A 26370-nucleotide genomic window follows, 5' to 3' on the forward strand; every position below is an offset into this window, starting at 1 on the left:
GCGTTGACGGTTTATTACGAAACTAGTTGAAATGATATCTAAAAAACGGCGGGGGTTGCTCTCCAAGCCTGATCTGAGATATTCAGGTTTTTGATTCAAACGGATTGTCAGACTTTCCCGTCGTTTACGGTGCATATGAATCACTTTACCCCAAAATTTGGGGTTTGCAAGCACCTCAGATCAAATTGTTGTAAAAATTATTTAGTGGCTTGAGCCGCTTGTAATACCTCTGTCACATGACCTGGAACCTTGAGGCCACGCCACTCTTTTGCCAGCTTGCCAGAGGAGTCAAACAAGAAGGTGCTGCGCTCAACACCGCGGACTTGTTTGCCGTACATATTCTTCATCTTCATGACGCCAAAGATCTGGCAAAGCGTTTCTTCAGTGTCTGCAACCAATTCAAAAGGAAGCTCTAGTTTGCTGCGGAAATTGTCATGTGATTTGAGGCTATCCCGAGAAACTCCCACCACTAGAGTATTGGCTTTAGTGAATGCTTCAATATTGTCTCTAAATTCACCTGACTCAGCAGTGCAACCTGGAGTCATATCCTTTGGATAAAAATACAGAACCAGTTTTTTGCCTTTAGCAGATGATGGTGAAAACGTTAATCCAGAGGTTGCTGGAATCGCGCACTGTGGCATAGGTTGACCAATGGCTACTGTCATGATGATCCTTTGTTATGTGTCTCTAAGTTTTACTAAATTAGTTATTTTGAATAATCAAATCACCGCTGCGATTGGGAATTTCACCCCAGCTTAGCGGTAATACGGCTATTTTATCGAGTTGCTTGGTGGCTTCCCAGGATTTGTGAAGTTCACCCATAGTGACAAGGTCGTGACCTTGATTTAGCCATCCAGCCAATAGCTGCTCAAAGGCAGGCAATAGCTTTTGACCCTCTAGTTCAGCATGTAGCGTGAAGACTTGGTCATTTGGATTGCTTTGGGTGATTTCTAATAATTTTTTAACTGCGCCAAATTCATCTGCGCCATCGATGCCAATGAGTTCATCAAAGGTAGGGAGTGTGGTTGGGTACTGAACGTGCTTCGCTTTTCCTGATGACAAAGCAAGTCGATAGGGTATGAGATTGGGTTCGGCCCTACCATCGGATGAATAGGTAATACCCCACTGATCGAGTTGCTCAAAGGCAACCTCATTCATCTGCCATCCTGCTGCACCATAAGTGACTGGTGTATGACCGAAAATCTCTACGAAACGATCCCAGCTTTTTTGCATCATCGCTTTTGTCCAAGAGGCATCTTGATTGCGAACGGCATCTTGCCAGGCTACGTGATCCCAAGTATGAATACCCGTCTCATGACCTGCTTTATCAATTGCGCGCATTTCTGCAGCTGCTTTCTTGCCAATGTCTGGACCGGGCAGAAGGACGCCGTAAAGCAACGTCTTAATGCCGTAGTGCTCGACAACAGAAGTGCGACTTACCTTTTTTAGAAAGCCTGGACGAAAGACGCGCTTTAAGGCCCAGCCGGTATGGTCAGGCCCAAGACTAAACAGGAAGGTGGCTTTAAGACCAAAACGCTCCAGAGTGCGAGCTAGGTTAGGGACGCCTTCTTTAGTGCCGCGTAAGGTATCTACATCAACCTTGAGAGCTATCTTAGCCATGTACCTTTGGGTTTACTTTTACTTATTCTTTATCAACTAAGGTGCGAGCTTTTTCAACATCTTCACGATAGGCTTCGAAAATATTCTTGAGCGCATCGGTCATCGTTGTAGTTGGCTTCCAGCCTAATTCGCTCATCGTATTGTCAATTGCGGGAACACGGTTTTGAACGTCTTGGTAGCCTTCACCATAGTAAGCGCCAGAAGTGGTTTCCACAATCTTCACTTCATTAGCAGTCTTTGCATATTCAGGAATGCTACGAGCAATTTCTAACATCTGATTGGCTAGCTCACGAATAGAGTGATTGTTCTTTGGATTACCAATGTTATAGATCTTGCCGTTAGCAACACCATCTTTGTTGTCGATGATGCGCATCAAAGCGTCGATGCCATCATCAACATAAGTAAAGGCACGTTTCTGGGCGCCACCGTCAACAACGTTGATGGATTCGCCACGAACGATATGACCTAAGAACTGAGTCACAACACGGGATGAGCCTTCTTTTGGCGTATAGATGCTATCTAGACCAGGGCCAATCCAGTTAAATGGGCGGAAGAGGGTAAAGCGTAAGCCTTCCATGCCATAGCCCCAGATCACGCGGTCCATCAATTGCTTGGAGCAAGCATAGATCCAGCGCGGTTTATTAATTGGGCCGTAAACCATATTCGATTTAGCGGGATCAAATTCAGCATCTTCACACATTCCATAGACTTCGGAAGTTGATGGGAACACTAAATGTTTCTTGTATTTGACTGCTGAGCGCACGATGGGGAGGTTGGCTTCGAAGTCGAGTTCAAATACTTTTAGTGGTTGCTGTACATAAGTTGCAGGGGTTGCAATCGCAACTAAAGGCAAGATGACATCGCATTTGCGGATGTGATATTCAACCCATTCTTTGTTGATTGTGATATCACCTTCGAAGAAGTGCATGCGCGGATGATTTACTAAGTCACCAAGGCGATCGTTTTGCATATCCATGCCGTAGACATCCCAGTCGGTTGTCTCGAGAATGCGCTTGGAAAGGTGGTGACCAATAAAGCCGTTAACACCAAGAATGAGTACTTTTTTCATCTTTACTGCCTCGTTTTAATCTAATAAGAGTTGTTACTTAGTTGCCACTCAATTACTTCTTAATTGCTAGCTGGAAACCACTCCAATACTTCCACTGCTTGATGGTCGCCACAAATGCCGAATACCCGATTATCAACCACTTGGATACCGCAAACCCCAAGATTGAGCTCGGCTGGAAAAGGCCCTTTTAGGCTGGTACGGGCCACAATCAAGGTCTTGCCATCATGGGTGGTAAAAGCCCCTGGATAAGGGGGTGCAACCGCCCTAACTAGGTCGTGGACCTGTTTAGCCGTCTGATTCCAGTGAATTTGCCCGTCGGCAGGCTTACGACCGCCAAAATAACTGCCTTTTTGGAGCTCATTCGCCTTGCGGGGAACAAGTCCTTTTAAAAGGCTGGGTAAGGCTTGATCGATAACACTCACAGCGGCCTGGCTTACTTTGCCAAAGACATCGGTAGCAGTCTCATCTGGACCGATGCTCACGGCTACCTGCCCAACAATATCGCCTGCATCTGGTTTGGCTTCCATCACATGCAAGGTTGCGCCAGTCTCAGTTTCGCCATGCAGGATGGCCCAATTGACTGGCGCACGTCCACGGTACTTAGGAAGAAGCGAGCCATGCATATTCAGTGCGGCAATTTTTGCGCATTGCAAAATCTGCTCTGGAATCATGAAGCGATAGTAGAAAGAAAAAATATAGTCAGGATTTAAAGCTTGGAGTTTTGGAATTAAATCCACCAGCTCGGTCGCATTTGGAGTGACGTAAGAAATATTCTTTTCTTGGCAAAGTTTTGCAACGCTCCCAAACCAAACATTCTCATTGGGATCATCTTCGTGCGTAACTACTAAGTCAATCTTTAGACCAGCATTGAGAAGTGCCTTGAGGCAATTAACACCTACATCGTGATAGGCAAAGACGACTGCGTGCAATTATTTTTTCTCTAAAACGGTTTGCACAACATAGCGAGGCCGCTTACGTATTTGCTGATAGATACGACCAATATATTCGCCTAAAAGACCAAGTCCAAAGAGCATCACGCCAATGAGGAAGAAGGTCAAAGCGAAGAGGGTGAAAACACCCTCAACCTCAGCGCCTAGAACAAAGCGGCGCACTAGTAGGTAGACAAACAAGCTGCCAGCAGCAAGGGAGAGAAGCATGCCGAGAATTGAGAAGATCTGCAGGGGCATGACAGAAAATCCAGTCACTAAATCAAAGTTCAGACGAATCAATTGATATAGACTGTATTTGGATTCACCAGCAAAACGCTCTTCATGCTTAACAGTGATCTCCACTGGATTTGCGGAAAAGGTATAAGCCAGTGCTGGAATAAAAGTATTGCTCTCATCACATTGACGAACCAGATCAACAATGCGGCGACTATAGCCGCGCAACATACAACCTTGATCGGTCATCGTGATGCGGGTAATGTTTTCACGCAAACGATTCATGGCGCGTGAAGCAAATTTTCTAAAGAAACTATCGCGACGATCGGCGCGAATAGTGCCAACGTAATCATGACCTTTTAATAACTCTCCAGTCAAAGTATCGATTTCTTCGGGGGGATTTTGTAGGTCCGCATCCAAAGTGATGATATGTTCACCTTTGGCATATTCAAATCCGGCCATGATCGCCATATGTTGGCCAAAGTTGCTGTGAAATAAAACAGCGCGGGTGACATCAGGACGTAATTCAACTTGCTTAGAAAGAATGCCAGCAGAACGATCTTTGCTGCCATCGTTAACAAATACGATCTCGTAAGTGATTTTGCGCTTGGTAGCCAGTGCATCTAATGCTGGATAGAGGCGATCAAATAGAGCCTGAAGACCATCTTCCTCGTTGTAAACGGGAATAACAATGCTGAGTGTTGGGTTGGCAACTAAGTTTGCAGTCATCCCGCAATTTTGCCTGATTCTCTGGGATTAACCCAAGAACACTAGTTTTTGCGGTATTTCTGCAAAATTCCGACCAATCCCTTGGCTATACGGCCAATATCTTCATCTGCCATTGCAGGAAACAGGGGGAGGGTAAGGATGGATCGACCAATGCGTTCGGCAATGGGTGTGTCAGATGTTTTGTAACCTTGGTTTTTGTAAAGCGTGAAGCCGGTAATGGCGGGGTAATGAACGCCAGTACCAATGCCCAAATCTTTTAACTCGGCCATGATTTGGGCGCGATCGGTATTTAATTGCTCAAGCGGCAAAATGACTTGAAACATGTGCCAGTTGCTATCGGTAAAGTTTTCCACTGGAAGCTCTAATTGCAAACTTTCCAAGCCGGCAGATTTCAATTCAGCGCGGATGACATCAAAGTATTGGCGAGCAAGTGCAGCGCGACGCACTTGATAAGAGGGGAGCTGCTTCAGTTGTTCGAGACCAATGGCTGCGTTCACATCAGTCAAGTTATCTTTGCCACCCAATACATCAACATCCATACCGTCCATGCCTTGACGGGTTAATCCCTGAAGGCGGAACTTCTCGGCAAGTTTTGCTTCATCAGTGTTGTTGAGTACAAGGCAGCCACCCTCAACGGTGGTGAGATTCTTGTTGGCCTGAAAGCTAAAGCTCACCAGGTCGCCAAAGCTACCAATCTTCTTGCCTTGCCACAGTGAGCCAAAGGCTTGTGCAGCATCTTCAATCACGCGAAGATTGTGTTGCTTGGCAATGGAGTAAAGCTGTTCCATATTCACCGGCAGACCAGCTAAGTAGACTGGCATGATCGCGCGTGTTCTTGATGTGATTGCAGCAGCCACTTTATTCAAATCAATGTTGCGTGTAACTGGATCTATATCGACAAATACGGGTTTTGCACCCACACTTAAGACGACATTCGAAGTTGCAACCCAAGAAATCGGAGTGGTAATGACTTCATCGCCAGGGCCAATGCCTGCTACCTGCAAAGCAATCTTCATGGTAGCGGTGCCATTTGCAAAGCAACGCACTGGACGATCGCCAAAGTATTTGCTTAGGGTGGCTTCAAACTCCGCCAACTTTGGACCGGATGTCACCCAGCCTGAGCGCAGCACTTCCGAAACAGCATCAATTGTTTCTTGATTAAAGCTGGGGCGTGTAAAGGGGATGAATGCGGAATCAGAATTTGACATGGTGTCTTATATTACTTTACCGCGTCACTGTGTCAGATTGGATGCATCTGGATGTTTCACAATCACTCTACGAGAGTCGCGATCGACTTCTTGCATAGGGAGGTTTGTAGCTTTTAGCGCATCAAATTGCTCTGGAACCATTAAGGCGTAGGCCGTTTGATCTTCTTGCCAGCGGGTAATGAAGGCGTCTAAGGTTGGCATCCAAAGCTCTGGCTCTTGCTTAACTCCAAATTCAAGTTCGTCAGGAGACTCCACCATGATCATGGTTCTGCCCAAATAGAATGGCACAGTATGATCGAGGAGGCGCACTGAGTAGAAATTGACTTTCTCGGGAATAGAACTTTTTACGCGCTCTACAAGATCAATTCCAGAAACCGCGCGACCTAAAGTCTCGTGACCTGTTCCAGCGATGATGGCGCACAGAAAAAATCCACAAGCAAATCCCACAATACTTTGAATACCATTGCGTTTGCTTTGCCATGCAGCATAAGCGCTAAAACTCACTAGCGCTACCAATGCAGCAATCACCCAATGGGTATATTGTGCATACGCTTCAATTTCATCAGGCCTTGCTTGTTTGCCGATAGCATCTAAAAATAAAAATCCAACGAGGCCGAGGATTGCAAATCCAAGTGCTTGTAATTTCCATGGCAATGCCATCGTATTGGTATGGCTGAGCAAGCGATCTAATCGATTGCCGATAATCAAAGCAAGAGCAGGGAATACGGGGATGATGTAGCCAGGCAACTTTGAGCGAGACACGCTAAAGAACGCAAAGATCACGACAAACCAACATACCAATAACCAGCCAGCAGAAAACTCGCGACGGCGCTCGCTCCACGCTTGTGCAAGGGCTCCAGGGATTTGTAGTACCCATGGCAGCAGGCCAATCAGCAGAAGTGGCACGAAGTAGTAAATGGGGCCTGTTCTGCTATGCGCATCTTGTGTGAAGCGTTGCAGATGCTCATGAATGAAGAAAAACTCTAAGAACTCGGGATTGCGTTGTGCGACTAATACAAACCAGGGTGCAGTGATTGCCAAGAACAAAACAGTTCCACTAAATAAACGTAAGCGAGTCCAGATTTTCCAATCCCATGTACTGATGGAGTACGCAATGAAAACCATTGCAGGAATCGCTGCGCCAATGACACCCTTGGACAAGGTGGCAAGTGCCATGAAAGTCCAGCAAGCCCACATCCAATTTCGACAGCTATTTTTATTGTGAGAAGTTTGTGCCAATAGCAGACTGCATAGCGCAGCTACTAAAAAAGCAGATAGACCCATGTCCAAGGAATTGAGGTGGCCACTGATAATCCACATCGGGCTTGAAGCTAATACAACTGCTGCTAACCATCCTGCTCTGGCGGTATAAATTCGAGCGCCAGTAAATCCAACTAAAAGAATTGTCAGGAAGCCGGTTAATGCGGTCCACAATCTTGCTTGCCAATCGCCAATACCAAAGACTTGAAAAGTAGCTGCGGTTGCCCATGCTTGTAGTGGCGGCTTTTCAAAATACTTGTAGCCGTTATAACGAGGAGTAATCCAGTCACCAGTAACCAACATTTCTCGGGCGATTTCTGCATAGCGCCCTTCATCCGAAGGAATAAGGTGGCGATAGTTAAGTGTGCCAAACCAGAGTAGGGCGTAAATGATGGCCAACAGCAAAATCTTGCCTGGATGCAGGGCTGAAGACTGCCGAATTTGGCCAAATTGCATTAAATAGGTTCCACAATCAGGGCTAGTAAGACCTGGCGACCCTCGCCAACTAGGATGTTGTAGGTGCGGCAGGCAGCCTGGGAATCCATGATTTCGAAGCCAATTTTGGCGGAAATCAGGGCTTTTAGAAGCTCTGGTTTAGGAAATCGCTGGCGGCTACCGGTCCCAATCAGGACTAATTCTGGTTTTAAATCAACCATTTGGGCGAAATGGCCAGCCTCCAGACTGTCGAAAGTCTGGGCAGACCAATCGGTGATGGCGCCATCCGAACTCAGTAGTACCGCATGGGCGTAGGGGGTCTTATTAATCTCTACGTAGCCATCGCCGTAGCCAGTGATCGTATTCGCGCCGGAGTGGGGGTCAGATTGAAGCTTCAAGTGGACTCTCTGTCATAATTATGTGGATTATAGCTAGCTGTTTTTTCTCATATTTCAAGAACTTACCCTTAAATTTATTGTGAAACCGATCCTTAAGTCCCAAAAGCTCAATAACGTCTGTTATGACATACGTGGGCCTGTGCTCGAGCTTGCTCAGCGGATGGAGGAAGAGGGTCACAAAATCATCAAATTAAACATCGGAAACGTAGGGGTTTTCGGTTTTGATCCGCCTGAAGAGATTCAGTTGGACATGATTCGCAATTTAAGCAATGCCTCAGCCTACTCTGATTCCAAAGGAATCTTTGCTGCTCGCAAAGCCATCATGCAATATTGCCAAGAAAAAGGCATTCAGGGTGTGACTTTGGATGATGTCTATACAGGCAATGGCGTTTCTGAACTCATTGTTCTCTCCATGAATGCGCTGTTGAATGATGGTGATGAAGTATTGGTGCCAATGCCGGATTACCCGCTATGGACTGCTGCTGTGAGTTTATCTAGTGGTACGCCTGTGCACTATCTTTGTGATGAATCCAAAGAATGGGCTCCAGACTTAAGCGATCTGCGTAAAAAAATTACACCTCGCACTAAAGCGATTGTGGTGATTAATCCAAACAATCCAACTGGTGCGATTTACTCTAAAGAAGTTTTGCTGGAGTTGACACAAATTGCTCGCGAGCATGGTTTGATTTTGTTCGCCGATGAAATCTACGACAAGATGTTGTACGACGGCGAGAAACATCTCTCACTAGCCTCTCTGTCCACAGACGTAGTAACCATTACTTTCAATGGTCTATCCAAGAACTACCGTTCATGTGGCTACCGCGCTGGCTGGATGGTCGTCTCAGGTGATAAAGAAATGGTGCGTGATTACATCGAGGGCTTGAATATGCTTGCTTCGATGCGTCTCTGCGCAAACGTGCCAGGTCAATATGCAATTCAAACTGCGCTTGGTGGATATCAAAGTATTGATGACTTAGTGGGTGAGGGTGGTCGCCTTGCAAAGCAACGCGATCTAGCCTGGAAACTTATTACTGAAATTCCGGGTGTTACTTGCGTAAAACCAAAATCCGCTTTGTATTTATTTCCCAAGTTAGATCCAGAGATCTATCCGATTGAAGATGACCAGCAGTTTGTCGCTGATCTCCTAAAAGAAGAAAAAGTATTGTTAGTACAGGGCTCCGGTTTTAATTGGGCTAAACCTGATCACTTCCGTGTAGTGTTCTTGCCTCACGAAGATGTCCTCAAGGAGGCGATTAGCCGCCTTGCACGTTTTCTGGAGCGTTATCGTAATAAGCACAGCCGTAAGGCTTCTTCAACTGCAGCAAAGGCATCATGAAACCGATTCAAGTAGGTCTGTTAGGTATTGGCACCGTTGGTGGTGGCGTATTCACTGTTCTCGAGCGTAACCAAGATGAAATTACCCGTCGCGCTGGCCGTGGCATTCGCATTAATACAGTTGCTGATTTAAATGTAGAACGTGCCAAGGAGATGGTTAAAGATCGCGCGCAAGTGGTTAACGATGCTCGTGCAGTGATTAATAACCCAGAGATTGACATCGTTGTTGAGTTAATCGGTGGTTATGGGATTGCTAAGGACTTGGTTCTTGAGGCCATCGCTGCTGGTAAGCATGTTGTTACAGCTAATAAAGCCCTGATCGCCGTGCATGGTAACGAAATCTTTAAGGCAGCACACGCTAAAGGTGTGATGGTTGCCTTCGAAGCTGCTGTTGCAGGCGGCATTCCCATTATTAAAGCCTTGCGTGAGGGTTTAACTGCAAATCGTATTGAATGGATTGCCGGCATTATTAACGGTACAACCAATTTCATCTTGTCAGAGATGCGCGACAAGGGCTTAGATTTCGCAACAGTACTTAAAGAAGCGCAACGCCTAGGCTATGCAGAAGCGGATCCTACTTTCGATATCGAAGGTGTTGATGCTGCGCATAAAGCCACCATCATGAGCGCGATTGCATTTGGTATTCCAATGCAATTTGAAAAAGCGCACATTGAAGGCATTACAAAATTAGATGCCATTGATATTAAGTATGCCGAGCAATTGGGTTATCGCATTAAGTTGCTTGGTATTGCCAAGAAAACTTCATCAGGCGTTGAATTGCGCGTGCACCCAACCTTAATTCCTTCCAAACGTTTGATTGCTAACGTTGAAGGCGCCATGAATGCCGTTCAAGTATTTGGTGATGCCGTAGGAACTACTTTGTATTACGGTAAAGGCGCCGGCTCAGAGCCAACCGCTTCAGCAGTGATTGCTGACTTGGTAGATATCACGCGTTTGTTGAGTGCTGAAGCGGAGCATCGTGTACCTTACTTGGCTTTCCAGCCTGATGCTGTGCATGACACACCAGTATTACCAATTGGCGAGATCACCACTAGCTACTACTTGCGTTTGCGCGTAGCGGATCAGGCTGGCGTATTGGCTGATATCACGAAGATCTTGGCATCTCATGGTGTTTCAATCGATGCCCTCTTGCAAAAAGAGGCGGATGAAGGCGAGAGTCAAACTGACTTGGTTGCGCTGACTCACGAAACTAAAGAAAAGAACATGCTTGCCGCGATTAAAGAGATTCAAGCTCTCAAAACTGTTGCGGGCGAAGTAGTGAAGATCCGTTTAGAAAATCTGTCTTAAGTAAAACTCAGCAAAACTTAGCAAAATACATGCGTTACCAATCTACTCGTGGCAATAGTCCGCAACAATCCTTCTTAGAAATTTTGTTAGGTGGATTAGCGCCTGATGGCGGCTTGTATTTGCCTACCCAGTACCCAAAAGTCACTCCGACACAATTAGATTCTTGGCGTGGCTTGTCATATGCTGATCTCGCCTATGAGGTATTGAGTCTGTATTGCGACGATATTCCTGAGGCAGATTTGCGTGCACTCTTGCGCAAAACGTATACAGAGCAGGTCTACTGCAATGGCCGTCCACAGGACAATGCCAAAGACATCACGCCCATACATTGGTTGGGTGAGGAACATGGAACACGAATTGGTCTCCTGAGTCTTTCAAATGGACCAACTTTAGCTTTCAAAGATATGGCCATGCAATTGCTTGGCAATCTTTTTGAGTACGCTCTCAAGAAAAAAGGCCAGCATCTCAATATTTTGGGTGCCACATCTGGCGATACTGGTAGTGCCGCTGAATACGCCATGCGCGGCAAAGAAGGTGTGAAGGTATTTATGCTTTCGCCACGCGGCAAGATGAGCGCCTTCCAATCAGCGCAAATGTACTCCTTGCAAGATCCGAATATTTTTAACTTAGCAGTAGCCGGTGTCTTCGATGATTGCCAAGATATTGTTAAAGCAGTAAGTAATGATCACGCTTTCAAAGCGAAGAGCCAAATTGGTACAGTGAACTCGATTAACTGGGGTCGTGTAGTTGCTCAAGTGGTGTATTACTTCCAGGGCTACCTCCTGGCTACCAAGTCGAGTTCTGAGAAAGTCTCATTCACAGTGCCTTCTGGCAACTTTGGCAATATCTGTGCAGGTCACGTAGCCCGTATGATGGGCCTGCCTATCGAGCATTTGATTGCTGCTACAAACGAAAATGATGTGCTGGATGAGTTTTTCCGTACCGGCGTCTATCGTGCGCGTAAGTCTGCTGAGACATTGCATACTTCTAGTCCATCCATGGATATTTCTAAAGCAAGTAACTTTGAGCGTTTCGTATTTGACTTTATGGGTAAAGATGGCAAAGCTACTGCAGCCATGTTCAAGCAAGTGGATGAAGCGGGTGGTTTTGATATCTCGAAAGATGCAGTCTTTAAAGAGCTTGGTAAGTACGGCTTCCAATCTGGCCGCAGCACGCATGAAAATCGCCTAGAAACTATTCGCGACATTGATAAACGCTACGGCGTCATGATTGATACACATACTGCTGATGGCATCAAGGTAGCCCGTGATCATCTGCAGGCTGGCATTCCAATGATTGTTCTCGAGACAGCCTTGCCTATCAAGTTTGAAGAAACGATTGAGCTTGCTTTAGGTCGTCCTGCTGAATGCCCACCAGCTTTCAAAGACATTAAGTCCAAGCCGCAGCGCGTAGAGAATATCGATGCAGATGTAAATCAAGTTAAAGATTTCATCACAACGCATTTGGGTTAATTTTCAACCCACAACAATTGAAGTAATAAAGATCATTCTATGACCAAGCCACCAATGTTGACTGCGCAGCAGGCTTTAGACCATTTACTTTCTCATGCTCAAGTAGTTGCTGAGAGTGAGAGGGTTGCTATGCAGGCTGCTTTGGGTCGCGTGCTCTCTGAAAACGTGAGTAGCTTGGTTGACGTACCGCCATTGGATAACACCTCGATGGATGGTTATGCTGTTCGCACTGCGGATACTCAAACTACTGGAAGTATTCTCAAGATTGCTCAACGCATTCCAGCTGGCTCTATGGGTGTTCAATTAGAGCCAGGCACTGCCGCCAGAATTTTTACTGGCGCTCCCGTTCCTCCTGGTGCTGATGCAGTGGTGATGCAAGAGGATTGCTCGGTAGAAGGTCAAGCCGATCAAGTTGCTGTAAATATTACTCCAGTAGTAGGTCAATGGATCCGTCGTAAAGGCGAGGATTTAACTGCTGGCAAAACTTGTTTGACCGCTGGTACATTCTTGCGTCCTCAAGAGTTGGGCGTTGCTGCTTCAGCCGGACTAACTCACCTCAATGTAAAGCGTAAAGTGAAGGTGGCGGCATTTTTCACTGGCGATGAGTTAGCACTTCCAGGTGAGCCCTTAAAGCCAGGCGGCATATATAACTCCAATCGCGATACTTTATTGGCTTGTCTCAAGTCTTTAGGTTGTGACGCAACGGATTTAGGTATTGTTCCAGATCGCTTGGATGCAACACGTGCAGCATTGCGTAAAGCTAGCAAAGATCATGACTTGATTATCACTTCCGGTGGTGTTTCAGTTGGTGAGGAAGATCACATCAAGCCGGCAGTGACTGCCGAAGGTAGATTGGATCTTTGGCAGATTGCTATTAAGCCCGGTAAACCACTGGCTTTTGGTGCGGTTCGCAAATCGGATGAACCCAAAGATGGCGAGGCTTGGTTCATTGGTTTGCCCGGCAATCCTGTATCCAGTTTTGTTACCTTCCTGTTATTCGTGCGCCCTTTCATTTTGAAGCTGCAGGGGCGCGAAGCCAAGCTGCCGCAATCCTATTTCATGCGCGCTGATTTTGATTGGTCAAAAGCCGATCGTCGTAATGAGTTTTTACGTGTCAAGATTAATGATCAAGGCGGCTTAGATTTATTCCCTAATCAAAGCTCTGGCGTCCTCACAAGCGCTTCTTGGGGTGATGGTTTGGTAGATTGCCCACCAAACCAGCCAATTAAAGCTGGTGATCTAGCGAAGTACATTCCCTTTGATGCACTTCTCAAATAATCGGTTTACGATTAGCTCATGAAACTCGAATTACGATTCTTTGCCTCATTGCGTGAAGCTCTTGGCGTCTCACAGGAGAGCATCATCATTCCTGTAACAGTTAAAACTATTGCTGATCTTAGGGCGCATCTTATTGAGCGCGGCAATCCTTGGGCTGAAGTCTTGGCTGAAGGTAAGGTATTGCGCTGTGCTTTGAATCAGCACATGGTTGACGCAAGCACTTCATTGCAAGACGGTGCTGAAGTGGCTTTCTTTCCTCCGGTAACTGGAGGCTAATATGCCAATCAAAATCCAAGAAAGTGATTTTGATGTCAGTGCAGAAATAGCGGCACTACGCAAAGGTGACCCACGGGTTGGTGCTGTAGTGACTTTCTTGGGCACTGTGCGCGACATGAATGACGGCAGCCAAGTAAAAGGCATGACGCTTGAGCATTACCCCGGCATGACTGAGAAGGCGCTACAGGAAATTCTGGATCAAGCAAAAGCCCGTTGGGATATATATCAGACATTAGTGATTCATCGTGTTGGGCCTTTGTTACCCGAAGATCAAATCGTGCTGGTTGCGGTTACTAGTGCACACAGAGGTGAAGCTTTTACTGCTTGTGCATTCATCATGGACTACCTCAAGACTGCAGCGCCATTCTGGAAAAAAGAAGACACCCCTGATGGTGCTCGCTGGGTTGATGCCCGTGTAACTGACGAAGCAGCAATGGCTCGTTGGGCTAAAAAATAACTCTCCCAATTCAAAACTTTATTGTTTTATTTTTTATCGTGATGCTATTGGTGCAACCTCATGCATCAAAGTGTGTACTCATGCACCATCTATGGGAATTCCCTAGGAATTACCCGCAAATTTAGATCAAAATGTATTAACAAAAGCAATTAAGAAATTTTGATTAAACAATAAACCGGAGATTCGTATGACTTCAGCAGTAATGGGTGCGGAAAGCACCAGCAAGAACCCTCTAAAGTCGAAATGGGTGCAATTGGCTTTGGGCGTGATTTGTATGATGTCTATTTCCAGCCCTCAATATGTATGGGCCTTATTCACTAAGCCGATCATGGGTCAGCTCGGCGTTACTTTGACGGAACTGCAGATCACATTTTCGATTTTGATTGTGCTGCAGACTTTCTTCTCGCCATTCCAGGGTTATTTGGTAGATAAATTTGGTCCCCGCCTTTTGTTATCTATTGGCACCATTCTGACAGGCGCAAGCTGGGTTCTTTCGGCTAACCTCACCACCGTATCCAATCTTTACCTTACCTACGGTGTATTAGGTGGCTTGGGTACCGGTATTGTTTACATCGGCGTTGTTGGTTTGATGGTTCGTTGGTTTCCAAATAATCGTGGATTTGCTGTAGGTATGGTTGCTGCTGGTTATGGTATCGGCGCATTGCTAACTACTTTCCCCATCTCTACTAGTTTGACTGAGACAGGGATTCAGGGCACATTGACATTCTTTGGTTACATTATTGGCGCTGTTGGGTTATTGGCTGCACAAGGTATTCGTGTGCCGCACGCTGATCGCGTGCAAACAGCTGATCAAAAAGAGGCTGCTGCATCAGGAGTTGCGCCAAAGGTCATGTTGAAGACACCAGTTTTTTGGTTAATGTTTTTGATGATGTCCATGATGTCTACATCAGGATTGATGGTGATCTCTCAGATGGGTGCATTTGCAAAAGACTTTGGCATTACATCCGCCCTGGTTTTTGGTATGGCTGCCTTGCCTTTGGCCTTAACAATTGATCGCGTTACCAATGGTTTAACTCGACCAATATTTGGCTGGGTATCGGACCGCATTGGACGTGAATATACGATGACTATCGCTTTTGGTTTGGAAGCGGTTGCCATGTTTGCTTGGGTGATGACACGCTCTGATCCTGTGATGTTCGTTTTACTCTCAGGTATTGTGTTCTTTGGTTGGGGTGAGATCTTCTCCTTGTTCCCATCTACGTTGACAGATACTTTTGGCCAAAAGCATGCCACTACAAACTACGGTTTCTTGTATATGGCTCAAGGCGTTGGTTCCATTATCGGCGCTCCAGTTGCAGCCTATATTCATGGTGTAACTGATAGCTGGCTCCCTGTATTTGCCATCATGATCGTGTTGGATGCTACTGCAGCTATCCTAGCGTTCTTCGTACTCCGCCCAATGCGCGCTAAGTACATGAAGACTCTTACTGCATAAGTTTTAACTCAGATGTAATTTGAAATTCGAAGATAGAAAAAAGGCTACCAATTAGGTAGCCTTTTTTAATTTCACAAGATGATTGTTTAATGTTAGAACGAGCTCACTGCGCCATCGCTTCTAGGGTCCCATCCGCCTTGCAATATCCCAGATGGGTTGCGAATAATGCAACCTGCATGACCAACGGTTTCATCAAAGGCGTCTAGCATTTCAATTTCATGGCCTAAAGCATGAAGCTCTTTTGCGACTTCTGGACCAAAGCGTGATTCTAGTTTTAAGCTATCACTCGTTTGTCCCCAGGTGCGACCCAGCAACCAGCGCGGGCGACTAATAGCATCCTGTGGGTCAAGGCCATAAGTTGCTGTACGAGTAAATACTGCGCACTGGGTTTGTGGTTGGCCATCTCCGCCCATCGTTCCATAAACCATTGAGCGACCATCTTTAAATAAAGCCATCGCTGGGTTAAGAGTATGAAAAGGCTTGCGATATGGCTCAAGGTGATTCAGTGTATTTGGATCGAGAGAAAAACTGCAACCACGGTTTTGCCAGTTGACTCCTGAGGTAGGAAGCACAATGCCTGCGCCAAACTCGTGGTAGATGCTTTGAATGAAAGAAACGCAATTGCCATCACCGTCAATGACGCCCATCCAAATAGTATCTGCAGGACCTTTACCCTGGCCCCACGGAAGCGCTTTATTGGGATCAATATTCTTAGCTAACTTTTTCAGGAATGCAGGCGATAAGAAGGATTGCGCGTTCTTTGTCATATACGCGGGATCTGTTACAAACTGATCGCGAATCTTAAATGCTTGCTTGGTGGCTTCAACGCAGTGATGAACGTATTCTGGACTATCTACTTTGAAGCGTTTTAAGTTCAACTGGTCCAAGATGCCAATAATCATTAATGAGACTACACCTTGCGTGGGCGGAGTCATGTTGTAGACATTGCCCATACTATGTTTTAGCTCAAGAGGGTCTATGAGCTTTGCCTTGTGGCGATGCAGGTCGTCTAATCTCAGTGGACTTCCCAACTCAGCGAGTTCTTTTGCTAGTGATTGGGCTAGTTCGCCGCGGTAATAGTCATCCGTACCTTTTTTAGCAATCTGACGTAAGGTTTTTGCCAGACGCTCTTGTTTAAAGATACTACCGACGGCAGGCGCTTTGCCATCCACTAAAAAAGTCTCTGCAAAGCCTGGAATAGGGCTGAGTTCTTGACGCTTCTTTTCTGTAAGGCTTGTTTGGCTGAAGGTGACTGGTGTCCCAGCCTCAGCATAGTGAATCGCATCAGCCAGTAATCGGGACAGTGGCAGTTTGCCCCCCAATCCTTGTTTAGAGAGTTGATGAGCTGCGCCCCAACCAGAAATAGTCCCGGCAACCGTATTGGCTGCTACAGCACCACGAAATGGGATGGCTTTAGTAATGCCACGCTCTGCGTACCATTGCTTTGTCGCTAAACCGGCAGCTGCACCACAGGCATCAATTCCACCCATGGCCTTGCCTGGGGAGTGAATGACCCAGAAGGAGTCACCACCGATGGAGTTCATATGAGGATAGACTACTGCAATAGTCGCAGCAGCCGCGACCATTGCCTCTAAGGCATTGCCGCCTTCTCGTAAAACAGCTAAAGCTGATTCTGATGCTAGAGAATGTGGCGCTACCGCCATTCCTCGAGTTCCCCATTTTGGTTGCATGCTTAGTCTCCAGTTCAATAATAAGTTTTTATGCCTATATTGTAGGGCTCGTAAACATGCCAACCTACTTGTCATGCACAAATTTGGTTAGCCTGATATGGCTATTGATCAGTTTTAGTTCTTAAAGAAAGTCAGTTTTTGAGATCGCGGCAAGCTCTTTAAACGAAGCTCGGCTTTCGATGCCTCAGAGCGGTCGGGGTGTTCTTGTGTGGCTAAAAGGATGACTGGTCGACGAGATCTCGTATAACGTGCGCCTTGCCCACTATTGTGGGCTTCTAGGCGATGTTCTAGGCGGTTGGTAATGCCGGCATAGTAGGTGCCATCAGCGCATTCTAGGAGGTAAACAAGCCAGGTCAAAATAGGGAAATTAGGGTCAAAAGTGGGTTGGATGCTTGAAATAATTAATATTGCCCTTATATTCTATAGATAGATATAGATGGAGTTGATGGGGTACAAAAATGAGAATAGATAAATTAACAACCAAATTTCAAGAGGCCTTAAGTGAGGCCCAAAGCATCGCTTTAGCCAAAGACAATCAATACATCGAGCCAGCCCATCTGCTGCTGGCGATGTTGCGTGATTCCGATGGTGGCGCAAAGAGCTTGCTCACTAGAGCGGGTGTCAATGTCGCCGGCTTGGAAAAGGGTGTAGAAAAGCTCATCAGCAATCTTCCTGAAGTGCAGGGCACTAGCGGAGAGGTTCAGGTTGGTCGCGATTTAAGCAATTGGCTAAACCTGTGTGAAAAAGAAGCTAATAAGCGCGATGATCAATTTATTGCTGGCGAGTTATTTTTGCTGGTTGTGGCTGATGACAAAGGCGAGCTCGGAAAAGTGGCTCGTGAGAATGGTTTAAATCGTAAATCGTTAGAAGCGGCTATTGATTTAGTGCGCGGAGGAGAATCAGTGAATAGTGCAGATGCTGAAGGCCAACGTGAAGCCTTAAAGAAATACACAGTAGATTTGACTGAGCGGGCTCGTATGGGCAAACTCGATCCAGTCATTGGTCGTGATGATGAGATTCGTCGCACCATTCAGATCTTGCAACGTCGCGGTAAAAATAATCCTGTGCTCATTGGTGAGCCTGGTGTGGGTAAAACTGCGATTGTTGAGGGTTTAGCGCAGCGTATCGTTAATGGTGAAGTGCCTGAGACTTTGAAAAATAAGCGTGTCCTAGTCTTGGATATGGCCTTGCTTCTAGCTGGCGCCAAATACCGTGGTGAGTTCGAAGAGCGTTTGAAGGCAGTTCTCAGTGATGTCGCTAAAGATGAAGGTCAAACCATTATCTTTATTGATGAGATTCATACGATGGTAGGTGCTGGTAAAGGTGATGGCGCAATGGATGCCGGCAATATGCTCAAGCCCGCCTTGGCCCGTGGTGAATTGCATTGCATCGGTGCAACGACTTTGGATGAGTACCGCAAGTACATTGAAAAAGATCCTGCTTTGGAGCGTCGTTTTCAAAAAGTGATGGTGGAAGAGCCTACCGTTGAGGCAACTATTGCCATCTTACGTGGTCTTAAAGAGCGATATGAACTGCATCATGGTATCGAAATTACTGATCCAGCGATTGTTGCGGCTGCTGAGTTATCGCATCGCTACATTACGGATCGTTTCTTGCCAGACAAGGCGATTGATCTGATTGATGAAGCGGGTTCGCGCATTCGAATGGAGATCGACTCTAAGCCTGAAGTGATGGATAGGCTGGAGCGCCGCATGATTCAATTGAAGATTGAGCGTGAAGCGGTTAAGAAGGAAAAAGATGATGCTTCGCAAAAACGTCTAGGCCTCATTGAAGATGAAATTAAACGTCTGGGCGCTGAGTATGCTGATTTAGAGGAGGTTTGGAAGGCTGAGAAAGGGGCTGTGTTGGGCGCAGCTCAGCTGAAAGAGGAAATTGAAAAAGTAAGAGTAGATATTGCAAAGTTACAACGTGATGGCAAATTAGAGCAGGTTGCTGAGTTGCAATATGGCAAGTTACCTGAGCTCGAGGCTAAGTTAAAGTCTGCTGCCGCAGCGGAAGCCAAGGGCGATAAAGATGGCCTTGTGAAAAATAAATTACTACGCACTCAAGTTGGTGCAGAAGAAATTGCCGAAGTAGTTTCTCGTGCGACGGGTATTCCGGTATCCAAGATGATGCAGGGCGAACGCGATAAATTGCTCAAGATGGAAGAGTTATTGCATAAGCGCGTGGTTGGTCAGGAAGAGGCGATTCGTGCAGTATCTGATGCAATTCGTCGCTCCCGCGCTGGTTTGGCAGAAGAGAATCGTCCTTACGGCTCATTCTTATTCCTTGGGCCAACTGGTGTTGGTAAGACTGAGCTCTGCAAAGCATTGGCTGGCTTCTTGTTTGATAGCGAAGATCATCTAATTCGGATTGATATGAGTGAGTTCATGGAGAAGCATAGCGTTGCCCGTTTAATCGGCGCGCCTCCTGGCTACGTAGGTTATGAGGAGGGCGGTTATTTAACTGAGCAAGTTCGTCGCCATCCTTATAGCGTGATTTTGTTCGATGAGATTGAGAAAGCGCATCCAGATGTATTTAACGTACTCTTGCAAGTGCTTGATGATGGCCGCTTAACTGATGGTCAAGGCCGCACTGTGGACTTTAAGAACACTGTCATTGTGATGACCAGTAATATTGGTTCGCATTTGATTCAGTCAATGGTAGATAAGAAGCAAGCAGAAATTAAAGAAGCGGTATTTGAAGAATTAAAAAATCACTTCCGTCCTGAGTTCTTGAACCGTATTGATGAAATCGTTGTATTCCATGGTCTGGACAAAGGCAATATTGCTAATATTGCGAAGATCCTGCTTAAAAACTTGTCAGATCGTTTGGCTAAGGTCGATATGCAGCTTGAGGTCAGTGACGCCGCTCTGAATAAGATTGCCGAGGTGGGCTTTGATCCAGTCTTTGGAGCAAGACCGCTTAAGCGGGCGATTCAGCAGCATATTGAAAACCCAGTCTCCAAGATGATTTTGGAGGGCAAGTTTGGACCCATGGATGTAGTGCCTGTCGATGTCGATAAGGCAGGTGACTTTAGTTTTACCCGGCAGGTTCACTAAGCTTCATAAAGGCATTTCAGCAGGAATTATCCTGCGCCAGTAAACTTGGCACATGACTGTTGCGCTTAGTAGGCGTGCCAGTGATGTCCGGGTTATTGGTCTCATTAGCCTGGCTCACGGCAGCTCTCATTTCTTTCATTTAGTCCTTCCTCCCATGTTCCCATGGTTGAAGGATGCTTTTGCATTGAGTTATGCCGAACTCGGTTTACTCATGTCAGTCTTCTTTGTTGTGTCATGTATCGCTCAGGCAGCATCTGGTTTTTTAGTAGACCGTATTGGAGCTAGGCCAGTTTTATTTGGCGGCATTAGCTTACTTGTCATTGCAGCACTGGTGTATTCCCAAAGTAATGGTTATGCCATGCTCATACTGGGGGCAGTCATTGCTGGTTGCGGTAATGGCATTTTTCATCCTGTTGACTACACACTCATCAATCACAAGGTATCCCCACCCAATCTTCCATACGCCTATTCAATGCATGGTGTCACTGGATATTTAGGTTGGGCTGCTGCGCCAGCTTTTATGGTGGCGATTGCTCAATTGGCTGATTGGCGGATTGCATTCTTATCTGCAGCACTGCTGGAGGTTTTTGTCTTGGCGATTCTTTGGGTCAATAAAAATGACCTCTTAGACAATGTCAAAGAGCGTCATGAGAATACGCATGCAGGTACTCAGGCGGCCAATTCTGGTGTTGCTCAGGAGAGCCCATTTGCATTCTTGCGGTTGCCAGCAGTTTGGTTATGTTGGGTCTTCTTTTTCTTTAGTATGGCCTCCACCTCGAGCTTACAATCTTTTGCCCCAAGCGCACTCTTTAGTATTTATGAAGTTCCTCTGAATGTAGGCAGTTACTACATTACGCTTTTGGCATTAGGGAGTGCTGGAGGGGTTTTGTTTGGGGGTTACTTGGCGGCGAAGTTGCAGACTCCAGAAAGAATTGTCTCCACCTGCCTCTCTATTACGGTAGTGATGTGCTTATTGTTATCCACAGGATTTATTTCAATTGATCTCATTCCCATCATTTTCTTTGCTCTGGGATTCGGATATGGGGTGGTAGCACCTTCGCGAGATCTATTGGTGAAAAAGGCAACTCCACAAGGTGTGGCTGGACGTGTTTACGGAATCGTCTATTCGGGGATTGATTTAGGCGCAGCAGTTGGCCCATTTATTTTTGGCTTCTTTATGGATGCTGGTTTGCCCAAAGCCTTGTTCCTTGGAATCGTTGTATTCCAGCTCATGATTATTCCAACCGTTTTTCAGGTGAAATCAAAAAGCCGGCAAGCCGTCTAAATTAATGCGGCTTTAATCTTTTTCGCAAACTCAACTGCATGCGGATTGTCGCCATGAATACACAGGGTATCGGCCTGGATTTTGATTTCACAGCCATCAATTGCAGTCACTTTCCCATTCCTTGACATATCGATCGCTTGATTGAGTGCTTCGGATTCATTCTCAATGACAGCGCCCGCCTGACTTCGCGGAACTAGAAAACCTTCGTTAGTGTATTTGCGATCTGCGAATACCTCTTGCCATACCGGCACATTCAATTCTTTTGCAGCATCGATCATGCAGCTTCCTGCTAAACCATACAAAATGACTTCCGAGCCTAAATCTTTTACTGCCCGCGCTATTCCTCTAGCAAGTTTCATGTCTCTGGCTGCTTGGTTGTATAGGGCGCCATGGGGTTTGACATGATGCAATGTATTTCCGGCGGCCTTAACAAAAGCTTTTAAGGCGCCAGCCTGATAGAGAACGTAGTTATAAGCATCTTGCTCAGATATAGCCATCTCTCGTCTTCCAAATCCCTCTAGATCTGGAAGGCCGGGGTGCGCCCCAATAAGCACGCTTTTTTGGGTTGCCATTTCAACCAATTTCTTCATGCGGGCTGGATCGCCAGCATGCCATCCACAGGCGATATTGGTGGATGTAATGTAGTTAAGCAATAAAGCATCGTTACCCATTTCCCAGGCGCCAAAGCCTTCGCCCATATCGCTATTAATGTCCATTATGTATTTCCACTGGTTTGAATCATTGTTTGAATCGAGTTAATGGTTGATTGTTGTAACTTTAACGCTTCCGTATTCAAAAGATCTGCCTCCTGAATATCAATAGGAATAAATTGTATTTTTTCGCCCGGTCCAACTTGCGCTAGCTTCACCATATCAGAGCGAATAATTTCAGCTAAGCGTGGATATCCACCGGTGGTTTGGTGCTCTGCAAGCATCACAATAGGTTCATGTGATGGGGGGAACTGTACAGTTCCAAACGTAATTGCTTGAGATGGAATGTTGGGCAAATCCTTTTTTACCTTGAATTCACCTTGAAGACGCAGACCCATACGATTGCTTTGATTGCTCACTGTCCAAATGGTGGACCAAAATAATTCTCGCTCTTTAATTGAGAGGAAGGATAAATGCGGGCCTGCTAAACAGTAGACTGGAGTAACTGCTTTTAGAGGCGTAAAAGGTGATCTCACATGCCATTTTGTATAGCATGGCAAATGATCCTCTTTAAATAGGGACTTGAAGAAGGTGGATTTGAGTGGCGCGAGAGGGTTTGTGAGCGATAAGGCTTGGCCCTTTTCAATACGCTTTGGTCCAATGTCTGCGCTAATGTGTGATCCTGAGCGACCTAAAATCTCTGGAAGCTGCAGTCCACCACCGATCGCTAATAGCACTCGGAATCCGGAATTGAACGGCAAGAATTTAAGCGTACTTCCCTTTGCCAACCAAACGGGTCGATTTCCAGGGATGCGCTGTCCATTCACAATGCCATCGCAATCTGCTCCAACCCAGGCGATACAAGTTGCTTGATGAAATAGAAGAGTTGGGCCGCTAGACGTCATTTCTATAGCGGCCATTCCTATTGGATTACCCACTAAAGCATTAGCAAGATGCAGCGAGGATAAATCGCATGCACCTCCAGGGCCTACTGCCCAGTGTGAAAATCCCAATCTGGGTTCATCTTGAATGCTTGTAAAAGTTCCCGACTGCAAAACTTCAATAGATCCTTGAGGATTATTTTTATCAAGCGCACGGATAATTTCGTGATGTGTATTTTTCTGATCTAATTTTTGAAACTCATCTAATGTAATTTCTTGTATTTGCATTTGGTCTCCCGCCATGAATAATCCTGGCGGATGATTTTGAATATCAAACATTTGATTAGGAGATCTACCAATCAGATTCCATCCCCCAGGTGTAGTACGTGGATAAATTGCAGTTTGTAACTCTGCAATTGCCACACTACCTTTAGGTACTGTTGACCGGGGAGAGGGTAGGCGAGGCAGGAGTAACTTAGGGTTAAGGCCGCTGAAGTAGGCAAACCCAGGCATAAAGCCCAGAATATCTGCTGTATAGAGATTGTTCTTGTGAAGACGGATGGTCTCTTCAATGGATAGTTTGCAGGCCTTGGCGATGTCATGTAGATCTAATGCAACATCTGGGTGATAGCAAACTTGAATGCGGTGAATCTTAGCCGGATAAGTTGAGCGCTTCTTTAGCTTCTCTTGTTGCTTACTGACTTTTTCCAGATCTGCGAAAGCTTGCTGGCGCGTGAAACTTGGTTCCTCAATGCCACTCTGCAACTGGATGACCAATGAATCCAGTCCAGGCACGATTTCAGCAGCCCATATGGGTTTGTCGGCCAAGAGCAATTTACTAAGCTCGTGAATATCTTTTAAAGCTTGCTTTGATTTTGAGAAATCAATCGATATGCTGTGGTCGCCAATTAGTGTGCAATGCATCATGATGGAGTGTTAAGGGTTTTCTCTAGTTTGCTCTATAGCATGAATAATTGAGTTATAAAGATGGTACTCATTCATTAATTTAAAGCCTAAAAAATAAAGGAGACAAAATGAGTCAACAACCGGATACCAGTCTGACTGGTTTTTACAAAGTCATGAATCCCAAGGAGAAGAAAACCTTTTGGGGTTGCTTCTTAGGCTGGGCATTAGACGGCATGGACTTCATGATTTACCCCTTAGTAATTGGAACCATTATTGCAGTATGGCAGGTTGATCGGGGTATGGCCGGTCTTGCAGTAACAGGAACTCTTTTGGCCTCTGCTTTTGGCGGATGGTTTGCGGGTTATTTGGCTGATCGAATCGGTCGTGTTCGCACTCTTCAGTTCACGATTCTTTGGTTCTCCAGTTTTAGTTTGATTTGTGCATTCACACAAGACTTTAATCAACTCATGATTGCTCGCGCACTCTTGGGTTTTGGTTTTGGTGGTGAGTGGGCTGCTGGTGCAGTGTTGATGGGTGAAACTATTCGTGCAGAATATCGTGGCCGTGCTGTAGGTAGCGTGCAATCAGCATGGGCGGTAGGTTGGGGTGCTGCGGTCCTCCTGCAGGCCATTATGTTTAGCTTGTTACCAGCTGATATGGCTTGGCGTGCAATGTTTGTTGTGGGCTTCTTCCCAGCATTGCTTTTGCTCTACATTCGTCGTCATGTGGAAGAGCCTGAGATTGCTAAGATTGCTCGTGAAAAAGTTGTGGCAGCTGGGGAATCACCATCTATTTTTGAAATCTTCAAGCCTGGTATTTTAAAAACAACCATCCTTGCTTCTTTGTTAACCATGGGTGCACAAGGTGGTTACTACGCCATTACTACTTGGGTACCAACCTTCCTAAAAGCTGAGCGTAAATTGACAGTGGTTGGTTCTACTGGTTACTTGGCGTTCTTAATTGTTGGTAGTTTCGTTGGTTATCTAGTTGGCGCTTGGATGGCTGATCGCTTTGGCCGCCGGAAACTCTTTATGACTTTTTCATTGGGCGCAATTGTCTTAGTGTTGGCTTATACCCAGTTAGAAATCACGAATGAAATGATGATGTGGCTTGGCTTTCCTTTAGGATTTTTTGCCAGTGGTTATTTCTCGGGTATGGGTGCATTTTTAACTGAGTTATTCCCAACACGTTTGCGTGGATCTGGTCAGGGCTTTTGCTACAACTTTGGTCGTGGTATTGGCGCCTTATTCCCCGCTTTAGTTGGATACTTCTCGGCTCAATATGGATTAGCCATGGCGATTGCGATCTTTGCAGTCATTGCTTACGGTGTTTTCTTTATAGCTGCAGTAATTCTTCCTGAAACTAAAGGACGCGAATTACAGGCTAACTAACGGTTTTTTGTGACAAAAAAAGATATTCCGTTTTGCCCAGGACCGCCCGATCATCAGGGCGGTCCTTTTCCTTTTAAGATGCCTATTGGTGCCGTAGACACGCATGCACACGTCATTAGTGCTGCCAGTTTTGTGCCCGATCGTTCCTATACTTCTTCTGAGGCAACAGAGGAGCAATACATCCGAATGCTTGATGAGGTTGGGATGACTTATGGTGTCCTAATTCAAGTCAGCGTGAATGGTCAAGATAACGAGCCCATGCTGAGGGTGTTGAAAAATCATCCGCATCGCTTGCGTGGAGTTGCTGTACCGTTGCTTGGTCAAGCTGATTCTTATTACCAGCGAATGAAAGATGCTGGGGTAGTAGGCATTCGCATGAATCTCATGTTTTCTGGTGGTGGTTTAGATATTTCTAGGCTCGAAGAGTGTGATGCGCTAGCAAGAGACTGGGGGTGGCATATTCAATTTTTATTAGATGCAAATGATCTCCCGGTATTAATGCCGCGCATGCTGAAGTTAAAGTCCACACTAGTGATTGATCACATGGGCTACTTAAGAACTTCTGTTGGTCTGGATTCCCCTGGTTTTAAAGCGCTTGTTGATTTAGTGCGAGAGAGGGCGTGGGTCAAGGTGTCGGGTGCATACCGATTAACTGATCAAACACCCCCTTATCCAGAGGTGGTCCCTTATGCAAAAGTATTAATTGATGCCGCACCTGATCGTTGTGTCTGGGGTTCTGATTGGCCGCATGTGGCTAATTGGGGTGTGATGCCAACAGTGGCGCAGATGCTTGAAAGCCTCGCTTTGTATGCGCCAGACGAGTCCATACGCAATCGCATCCTCTGCACCAATCCGCAGAAGCTTTACTTTTCATAATGTGAAATTCCATTACGCTGCGTAAAATGCAGTGCAGCAAGTTACCCCTTATTTTATTGCAAGCAGTGGATGTGCGTTCCACATTGTAAAAATAAGAACATAAGTTATTGAATTTAAATAACTTAATATTTTCAAAAAAATCTCAAATTTCTCTTGCGTGCTTT

Annotated in this window: 23 protein-coding genes; 11 read left to right on the plus strand and 12 right to left on the minus strand. The window is 45.9% G+C overall.

The genetic code is table 11. From position 1 onward, the window contains the following. Positions 1 to 197 precede the first annotated feature (197 nt). The 8 genes from ICN20_RS06460 to ICN20_RS06495 are packed head-to-tail and all read right to left on the minus strand — an operon-like array spanning position 198 to position 7882. Positions 198 to 665: a peroxiredoxin gene (locus ICN20_RS06460; protein WP_216238912.1), complete on the minus strand. Its 468-nt coding sequence runs from the start codon at positions 663 to 665 to the stop codon at positions 198 to 200. 37 nt (positions 666 to 702) lie between these two features. Next, on the minus strand, positions 703 to 1620 hold the full coding sequence (locus ICN20_RS06465; protein WP_216238913.1) for a polysaccharide deacetylase family protein: 918 nt from the start codon (positions 1618 to 1620) through the stop codon (positions 703 to 705). 22 nt (positions 1621 to 1642) lie between these two features. Continuing rightward, a complete protein-coding gene (locus ICN20_RS06470) occupies positions 1643 to 2689 on the minus strand; it encodes a bifunctional UDP-4-keto-pentose/UDP-xylose synthase (protein ID WP_216238914.1) in 1047 nt (348 codons plus the stop codon). Positions 2690 to 2748: 59 nt separating this feature from the next. Continuing rightward, on the minus strand, positions 2749 to 3618 hold the full coding sequence (locus tag ICN20_RS06475) for a formyltransferase (RefSeq protein ID WP_216238915.1): 870 nt from the start codon (positions 3616 to 3618) through the stop codon (positions 2749 to 2751). After that, on the minus strand, positions 3619 to 4581 hold the full coding sequence (locus ICN20_RS06480) for a glycosyltransferase (protein ID WP_216238916.1): 963 nt from the start codon (positions 4579 to 4581) through the stop codon (positions 3619 to 3621). A 41-nt stretch (positions 4582 to 4622) separates the two neighbouring features. Continuing rightward, positions 4623 to 5789: a DegT/DnrJ/EryC1/StrS aminotransferase family protein gene (locus tag ICN20_RS06485; protein ID WP_216238918.1), complete on the minus strand. Its 1167-nt coding sequence runs from the start codon at positions 5787 to 5789 to the stop codon at positions 4623 to 4625. Positions 5790 to 5813: 24 nt separating this feature from the next. After that, complete coding sequence (locus tag ICN20_RS06490; protein ID WP_216238920.1) at positions 5814 to 7505, minus strand: glycosyltransferase family 39 protein; 1692 nt, start codon at positions 7503 to 7505, stop codon at positions 5814 to 5816. Further along, positions 7505 to 7882: an Mth938-like domain-containing protein gene (locus tag ICN20_RS06495; protein ID WP_216238922.1), complete on the minus strand. Its 378-nt coding sequence runs from the start codon at positions 7880 to 7882 to the stop codon at positions 7505 to 7507. The genes ICN20_RS06490 and ICN20_RS06495 overlap by 1 nt, the downstream gene beginning before the upstream one ends. A gap of 79 nt (positions 7883 to 7961) precedes the next feature. On the opposite strand from ICN20_RS06495, the gene ICN20_RS06500 reads away from it, so the two are divergent. The 7 genes from ICN20_RS06500 to oxlT all read left to right on the plus strand — a co-directional run bounded on the left by ICN20_RS06500 (position 7962) and on the right by oxlT (position 15464). Beyond that, on the plus strand, positions 7962 to 9218 hold the full coding sequence (locus tag ICN20_RS06500; RefSeq protein ID WP_216238923.1) for an aminotransferase class I/II-fold pyridoxal phosphate-dependent enzyme: 1257 nt from the start codon (positions 7962 to 7964) through the stop codon (positions 9216 to 9218). Then, entirely contained in the window at positions 9215 to 10525 is a 1311-nt protein-coding gene (locus ICN20_RS06505) for a homoserine dehydrogenase (protein ID WP_216238924.1), read from the plus strand. The genes ICN20_RS06500 and ICN20_RS06505 overlap by 4 nt, the downstream gene beginning before the upstream one ends. 29 nt (positions 10526 to 10554) lie before the next feature. Beyond that, the gene (gene thrC / locus ICN20_RS06510; protein WP_216238925.1) at positions 10555 to 11997 is read left to right on the plus strand and encodes a threonine synthase; all 1443 of its coding nucleotides are present in this window, start codon (positions 10555 to 10557) and stop codon (positions 11995 to 11997) included. Between the two features lie 54 nt (positions 11998 to 12051). Continuing rightward, positions 12052 to 13275, plus strand: coding sequence for a gephyrin-like molybdotransferase Glp (gene glp / locus ICN20_RS06515; RefSeq protein ID WP_216240335.1), 1224 nt, complete (start codon positions 12052 to 12054; stop codon positions 13273 to 13275). A gap of 18 nt (positions 13276 to 13293) precedes the next feature. Next, positions 13294 to 13551: a molybdopterin converting factor subunit 1 gene (moaD, locus tag ICN20_RS06520; RefSeq protein WP_216238926.1), complete on the plus strand. Its 258-nt coding sequence runs from the start codon at positions 13294 to 13296 to the stop codon at positions 13549 to 13551. 1 nt (position 13552) lies between these two features. Continuing rightward, positions 13553 to 14008: a molybdopterin synthase catalytic subunit MoaE gene (moaE, locus tag ICN20_RS06525; protein WP_216238927.1), complete on the plus strand. Its 456-nt coding sequence runs from the start codon at positions 13553 to 13555 to the stop codon at positions 14006 to 14008. A gap of 187 nt (positions 14009 to 14195) precedes the next feature. Next, positions 14196 to 15464, plus strand: a complete 1269-nt coding sequence (gene oxlT, locus ICN20_RS06530) for an oxalate/formate MFS antiporter (protein WP_216238932.1) — start codon at positions 14196 to 14198, stop codon at positions 15462 to 15464. A gap of 92 nt (positions 15465 to 15556) precedes the next feature. Here the strand turns inward: oxlT and ggt are convergent, their stop codons facing one another. Both ggt and ICN20_RS06540 read right to left on the minus strand, forming a co-directional pair. After that, positions 15557 to 17155: a gamma-glutamyltransferase gene (gene ggt, locus ICN20_RS06535; protein WP_216238933.1), complete on the minus strand. Its 1599-nt coding sequence runs from the start codon at positions 17153 to 17155 to the stop codon at positions 15557 to 15559. A 114-nt stretch (positions 17156 to 17269) separates the two neighbouring features. Further along, positions 17270 to 17512: a GIY-YIG nuclease family protein gene (locus tag ICN20_RS06540; protein ID WP_216238935.1), complete on the minus strand. Its 243-nt coding sequence runs from the start codon at positions 17510 to 17512 to the stop codon at positions 17270 to 17272. Between the two features lie 101 nt (positions 17513 to 17613). On the opposite strand from ICN20_RS06540, the gene clpB reads away from it, so the two are divergent. After that, positions 17614 to 20217 carry an ATP-dependent chaperone ClpB gene (clpB, locus tag ICN20_RS06545; protein ID WP_216238937.1) on the plus strand — a complete coding sequence of 868 codons (2604 nt, stop codon included), beginning with the start codon at positions 17614 to 17616 and terminating at the stop codon, positions 20215 to 20217. A 52-nt stretch (positions 20218 to 20269) separates the two neighbouring features. After that, positions 20270 to 21502, plus strand: coding sequence for an MFS transporter (locus ICN20_RS06550; RefSeq protein ID WP_216238945.1), 1233 nt, complete (start codon positions 20270 to 20272; stop codon positions 21500 to 21502). Here ICN20_RS06550 and ICN20_RS06555 read toward each other — a convergent pair. Further along, positions 21499 to 22218 (minus strand): 5-oxoprolinase subunit PxpA, encoded by a 720-nt coding sequence (locus ICN20_RS06555; RefSeq protein ID WP_216238947.1) that lies wholly within the window; start codon positions 22216 to 22218, stop codon positions 21499 to 21501. The two genes, ICN20_RS06550 and ICN20_RS06555, sit on opposite strands and share 4 nt — an antisense overlap. After that, positions 22218 to 23960, minus strand: a complete 1743-nt coding sequence (locus ICN20_RS06560; RefSeq protein WP_216238949.1) for an urea amidolyase family protein — start codon at positions 23958 to 23960, stop codon at positions 22218 to 22220. The genes ICN20_RS06555 and ICN20_RS06560 overlap by 1 nt, the downstream gene beginning before the upstream one ends. 107 nt (positions 23961 to 24067) lie before the next feature. Here ICN20_RS06560 and ICN20_RS06565 point away from each other — a divergent pair, with 107 nt between their 5' ends. Together ICN20_RS06565 and ICN20_RS06570 are read left to right on the plus strand one after the other, a co-directional pair. Continuing rightward, positions 24068 to 25330 carry an MFS transporter gene (locus ICN20_RS06565; RefSeq protein ID WP_216238950.1) on the plus strand — a complete coding sequence of 421 codons (1263 nt, stop codon included), beginning with the start codon at positions 24068 to 24070 and terminating at the stop codon, positions 25328 to 25330. 9 nt (positions 25331 to 25339) lie between these two features. Beyond that, positions 25340 to 26206 carry an amidohydrolase gene (locus ICN20_RS06570; protein WP_370624529.1) on the plus strand — a complete coding sequence of 289 codons (867 nt, stop codon included), beginning with the start codon at positions 25340 to 25342 and terminating at the stop codon, positions 26204 to 26206. The last annotated feature ends 164 nt before the right edge of the window (positions 26207 to 26370 follow it).

Source organism: Polynucleobacter sp. JS-Polo-80-F4, from assembly GCF_018881965.1.
Taxonomy (GTDB): Bacteria; Pseudomonadota; Gammaproteobacteria; order Burkholderiales; family Burkholderiaceae; genus Polynucleobacter.

Bases quoted from the DNA above. Each gene is read 5' to 3' on its own strand.
- ICN20_RS06460 (WP_216238912.1), bottom strand. From the start codon at position 665: ATGACAGTAGCCATTGGTCAACCTATGCCACAGTGCGCGATTCCAGCA.
- ICN20_RS06465 (WP_216238913.1), bottom strand. From the start codon at position 1,620: ATGGCTAAGATAGCTCTCAAGGTTGATGTAGATACCTTACGCGGCACT.
- ICN20_RS06470 (WP_216238914.1), bottom strand. From the start codon at position 2,689: ATGAAAAAAGTACTCATTCTTGGTGTTAACGGCTTTATTGGTCACCAC.
- ICN20_RS06480 (WP_216238916.1), bottom strand. From the start codon at position 4,581: ATGACTGCAAACTTAGTTGCCAACCCAACACTCAGCATTGTTATTCCC.
- ICN20_RS06485 (WP_216238918.1), bottom strand. From the start codon at position 5,789: ATGTCAAATTCTGATTCCGCATTCATCCCCTTTACACGCCCCAGCTTT.
- ICN20_RS06490 (WP_216238920.1), bottom strand. From the start codon at position 7,505: ATGCAATTTGGCCAAATTCGGCAGTCTTCAGCCCTGCATCCAGGCAAG.
- ICN20_RS06505 (WP_216238924.1), top strand. From the start codon at position 9,215: ATGAAACCGATTCAAGTAGGTCTGTTAGGTATTGGCACCGTTGGTGGT.
- thrC (WP_216238925.1), top strand. From the start codon at position 10,555: ATGCGTTACCAATCTACTCGTGGCAATAGTCCGCAACAATCCTTCTTA.
- glp (WP_216240335.1), top strand. From the start codon at position 12,052: ATGTTGACTGCGCAGCAGGCTTTAGACCATTTACTTTCTCATGCTCAA.
- moaD (WP_216238926.1), top strand. From the start codon at position 13,294: ATGAAACTCGAATTACGATTCTTTGCCTCATTGCGTGAAGCTCTTGGC.
- moaE (WP_216238927.1), top strand. From the start codon at position 13,553: ATGCCAATCAAAATCCAAGAAAGTGATTTTGATGTCAGTGCAGAAATA.
- oxlT (WP_216238932.1), top strand. From the start codon at position 14,196: ATGACTTCAGCAGTAATGGGTGCGGAAAGCACCAGCAAGAACCCTCTA.
- ggt (WP_216238933.1), bottom strand. From the start codon at position 17,155: ATGCAACCAAAATGGGGAACTCGAGGAATGGCGGTAGCGCCACATTCT.
- clpB (WP_216238937.1), top strand. From the start codon at position 17,614: ATGAGAATAGATAAATTAACAACCAAATTTCAAGAGGCCTTAAGTGAG.
- ICN20_RS06550 (WP_216238945.1), top strand. From the start codon at position 20,270: ATGACTGTTGCGCTTAGTAGGCGTGCCAGTGATGTCCGGGTTATTGGT.
- ICN20_RS06555 (WP_216238947.1), bottom strand. From the start codon at position 22,218: ATGGACATTAATAGCGATATGGGCGAAGGCTTTGGCGCCTGGGAAATG.
- ICN20_RS06560 (WP_216238949.1), bottom strand. From the start codon at position 23,960: ATGATGCATTGCACACTAATTGGCGACCACAGCATATCGATTGATTTC.
- ICN20_RS06565 (WP_216238950.1), top strand. From the start codon at position 24,068: ATGAGTCAACAACCGGATACCAGTCTGACTGGTTTTTACAAAGTCATG.